Source organism: Armatimonadota bacterium, from assembly GCA_020354555.1.
Lineage (GTDB): Bacteria > Armatimonadota > Hebobacteria.
In genome coordinates this window covers 2777329-2781681 of sequence record CP070648.1, presented here as the reverse complement: position 1 = coordinate 2781681, position 4353 = coordinate 2777329, and the positions used below count along the sequence as shown (strand labels likewise).

The window sequence follows — 4353 nt, the reverse complement described above, 5'->3', positions numbered from 1 at the left end:
GACGTTCGGGCGCCAGTGCTCCTGCTTGCCGACCCACTCGCGCAGCGGCTGCTCGAACTGGGACAGGTCGAGGAAGAAGTGCTCGGTGCTGCGGGTCTCGGCCTCGCCGCTGCACAGGCGACAGCGGGGATCCGCCAGATCCGCAGTGTCGAGAGGGGTGCCGCAGGCCTCGCACTGGTCGCCGCGCAGGGTTTCCGCGCTGCAGTGCTGGCAGACGCCCTGGACGTAGCGGTCGGGGAGAAAGCGCCGGCAGCCCTGACAGAAGAACGCGTCCATGTGCTGGCGCAGGAGATGCCCGCGCTCGAGCAGGCGCAGGAAGATATCTTGGGCGACGCGGGTGTGGTTGTCGGTTTCGGTGCCGGTGTAGAGGTCGAAGGAAATCCCGAGCTGCCGCCACGATTCGAGGAAGCTCTGGTGAAAGCGCTCGGCGATCTCGGCGGGGGTCACGCCTTCCTGGTCGGCGCGGACGGTGACGGGGGTGCCGTGCTGGTCGCTGCCCGAGACCATGAGCACGCGGTTGCCGCGCGCGCGGTGGAAGCGGGCGAAGATATCGGCGGGCAGATAGCAGCCGGCGACGTGGCCGAGATGCAGCGGGCCATTGGCATAGGGCCACGCAACTCCAATGAAAATGGTCTGGGGCACGAGTCGGCGTTCTCCTCGGGCAGGGAGCCAGGCCACGCGGCGGCGGATCCCGCCCTACGGGGTAATCCGGTTCGTCGGGGAGGCAGCCTTTACCTGCCGAAGGCGCCCCGGAGCTGCAGTAGGGCGCGCGGGCGAAATCGTCGAAACTCAGTCCATGGAGTTGTGCTCTCTATCCCCATGGTTCGGCAGCCGGGGACGGCTGCCCGACCGGATCATCGCGAGGCGAAAGGAACGAGGATGTTCGGAGTGATCGGCATGTTGGCGGTGGCGGCGGCGGTCAGCCAGGCGGAGACGCAGCCCGCGAAGCCCGTCATCCATAAGCTCGGGACGATTGACTGCGATATGGTCGAGACGACGCCGCTGGTGTGGCGCGGGCGGCTCTATCGCTTCGAGTACGTGCGCGACAACTACAAACCGAATACGACCGGCGACTCGTACTTCCGGTTCGTTGACGTCGCGACCGGCGAGCCGACGCCCGCCTTCGCCGCCGGGTATCACCTGGGCAGCGCATATGTCGAGGGCGAGCGCGTGTACGTCTACGGCGTGGACACCTGGGGCGGCACGGAGATTCGCGTCTGGTGGTCGGATGATCTCAAGACCTGGTCGTCGCAGACCGCGCTGTCGCTGCCGGGGTGGAAGATCTACAACACGGCGGTGTGTAGGGGCGCCGGGCGCTGCGTCATGGCGTTCGAGATCGGGGCTCCACCCGAGGAGACGGGCAACGGCTTCACCATGCGCTTCGCGGAGTCCAGCGACCTGCTGAACTGGCAGCTCACCTCGCCGGAGTGCGTCTTCTCCAAGGACCGCTACACGGCATGCCCCGCGCTGTGTTTCCTCGACGGGTCTTACTACATGATCTATCTCGAGGCGCGGCCGGGGCCGACGTACGAGCCGCATATCGTGCGCTCCAGGGATCTCGTGAGCTGGGAGAGCAGCCCGCTCAATCCGCTCATGCAGTTCTCCGGGGATGACAAGCAGATCGCCGACCCGCGGCTGACCGAGGAGCAGCGCAAGCACATCGCGGAGGCGGTGAACCTCAACAACTCCGACGTTGATCTGTGCGAGTTCGCGGGCGGCGATGCCGCGCCAGCGCATCTCCGGAGCCGCGCGCGGGGCGCGGTCGTGATCATCAACTACTCCTGGGGCAACCAGCAGGGCGTCGAGTTCCTGGCGGAGGCGGTGTACGACGGCACGCTGGCGGATTTTCTGCGCGCGTGGTTCCCGGGCGATAGCTGAACCGCGAACCACGCAGGGACCACGGAGAGCAGCAGAGGGGAACCGAGAATGTGGATCGCGTCGCGTGGATGCCCGCCTGTCGCGGGCAGGTATTGCCTGGCTCGGCATGACGTCGCGGCTGGCGCGCAGTCCGCGACAATCCGTGGCAAAGTGACATGCAACTTCCCGAGCCGCTGATTATTCGCCCGCCGACGGAGGCGAGCAGCGTTCTGCTGCGGGTGACGCGCGGGTGCAACTGGAACCGCTGCCGCTTCTGCGGCATCTACACGCACCTGGGGCAGCCTGACTTCGAGGTGCGCCCGCTGGCGGAGGTGCTCGCGGACGTGGGCCGCGCGCGCGACGCCTATGGCGCCGACGCGACGGAGTGCTTCCTCGGTGACGCCGACCCGCTCATCATCGCGGCCGACGACTTCATCACGATCTGCCGCGCCGCCCGCGAAGCGTTCCCGCGCATGGAGCGCATCACGTGCTATGCCAGGTCCGCTACCCTGTGGATGCGTCGCGACCGACTGCGCGACATCGCGGCGGCCGGGCTCAGCCGCGTTCATGTCGGGTTGGAGACGGGCAGCGATGAGCTGCTGCGCTACCATCGCAAGGGCGTCAGCCAGCGGCGCGCGATCGAAGCGGGCCAGGCGGCGGTTGCCGCGGGCCTGGAGATGTCCTACTACGTCCTACTCGGGCTCGGCGGCGCGGGCCGCTCCGACCTGCATGTGCGCGAGACGCTGAAGGTGCTCAACGCGGTGCGGCCGCAGTTCGTGCGCTTCCGGCGGCTGTGGGTATTCGGCTCGGAGGACGGCCCGTCGTGCCCGCTGTACGAGGACGTCCAGGCGGGCGTATTCGCCCCGCAAACGCCGGAGGTCACGGTGCTCGAAATGCGCGAGATCGTCGGGAAGATTGATTTCCCGACGGAGATCGAGGCGATTCATCACAACGTGCACGTGCGCCTGGCGGGGCGCGTGCCGGAGCATCGCGAGCGGATGCTCGCGCGGATTGACGCCTTCCTCGCGCTGCCCGAGGATGAGAAAGCGCGCGAGTACTCGAAGCCGCTGGCGATATAGGTGACGCCCGTGTCCGGCTGCCGCGTGAATGCCATGCGCGAGGTGCTATCCCCGATCTTCTGCCTAGCGTTTCTGATTGCAGCCACGGGAGCGAATGGGGTGACATTGGACAACGGCACGATTCGGCTGCGGCTGGGAATCGGCGCAGACGCCACGCCGGTCATCGAGGACGCCGTATGGGCCGGCACGCAGCAGCCCATCTTCACGGGGGCTGGTGCAGGCGGCCTGCGCGCGTGGGCGCCGGAGGGCCTGATGCCGTCGGATGCGGCCCGGGGCGCCGCGCAGTGGCGGGTTAGCGAAGACGCGGTCTTCCAGCGCGCCGAGGCCGACCGCGACCTCGCCGACGGGCTGCGCTTGACGTGGGTCGTGGAGCTTGCGAAGCACGGCTCGCTGTTCCGCATGTCCGCGCGGATGTCGAACGAGGGAGCCGCAGCACAGGCAATCGAGTGGTTTCCCTGCTGGTCCGCGCGCTGGACGGCGCCCCGCGGGTTCGAGTCGCTGAAGTGGTGGAACGCGCTGAGCTACGCGGAGGTGGAGCGCCCCCTGGCGCCCGGTGAGGAACTCCGCCTCGGCAGCCGCCTGCACAGCTCCGATCCGGAATCCAGGAAAGACGCCGTGAACCCGTACTGGGTGCTCGCCGGACCGGGCGGGCGATTGCACTTCGGCCTCGCGTGGTGCGGGGGGTGGGCGGCGACGCTCAGGCGGGAGGGCGATGCGTTCGCCTTCGATGTCCGCTTGCCGCCCGAGGAAACCGAACTCGTCCTGCAGCCGGGCGACTTCATCACCGGGCCGGTGCTGTCGGTCACGGCGACGGCCGAACCGGACGAAATGCACGCCCGAGCGAACTGGATGCGCCAACGCGCCGCGCTCGCACAGGCTCTCTACGGCGGTCCCGAGCCGGCGTTCTTCCTGACGTACAACCACTGGTACTCGACGGGGTGGAACAACGCCGTGACCGCCACATTCCTCAGGCCGCAAGCCGCGGCGATGGATCCCTACGGCTTCGACGCATTCATCGTTGACTGGGGATGGTACACCGATGACCCGGAGTGGACGCCTCACCCCAAGCGCTACGCGCCGGGGGAGTTCGAAGCGATCCTCGGCACGGCGCGGGACAAGGGCGCCATCGCCGGCATTTGGACCGAACCGCAGAAAGTGCGTGGCGAGCTGCTCGACCTGGCGAGCAGTGACTTCACGACGCGCCTGCTCGATCACGTCGCGGCGCTCCGCGAACGCTACGGCATCGGCTGGTGGAAGTACGACCAGCGATTGTTCGTCGAGGGCAGCCGCTCCGGCGTGATGAGAAATGTCCTTGCGTTCCACGAAGCGCTCCAGGCGGTGCGGCGCGTTCAGCCCGATCTGAGAATCGAAAACTGCCAGAGCGGCGGGCGGATGATCAACGAATACACTGTGCTGT

The 4353-nt window shown here is 67.8% G+C and carries 4 protein-coding genes; 3 read left to right on the top strand and 1 reads right to left on the bottom strand.

The genetic code is table 11. The annotated features are described in order from the left end of the window. Positions 1 to 642: class I tRNA ligase family protein (locus JSV65_11415; protein ID UCH33186.1), on the bottom strand; the 642-nt coding region annotated here is incomplete at its 3' end. 237 nt (positions 643 to 879) lie between these two features. Here JSV65_11415 and JSV65_11410 point away from each other — a divergent pair. The 3 genes from JSV65_11410 to JSV65_11400 form a co-directional block, all read left to right on the top strand. Further along, entirely contained in the window at positions 880 to 1878 is a 999-nt protein-coding gene (locus JSV65_11410) for a hypothetical protein (GenBank protein ID UCH33185.1), read from the top strand. Between the two features lie 155 nt (positions 1879 to 2033). Then, entirely contained in the window at positions 2034 to 2936 is a 903-nt protein-coding gene (locus tag JSV65_11405; GenBank protein ID UCH33184.1) for a radical SAM protein, read from the top strand. A 9-nt stretch (positions 2937 to 2945) separates the two neighbouring features. Then, positions 2946 to 4353: hypothetical protein (locus JSV65_11400; GenBank protein ID UCH33183.1), on the top strand; the 1408-nt coding region annotated here is incomplete at its 3' end.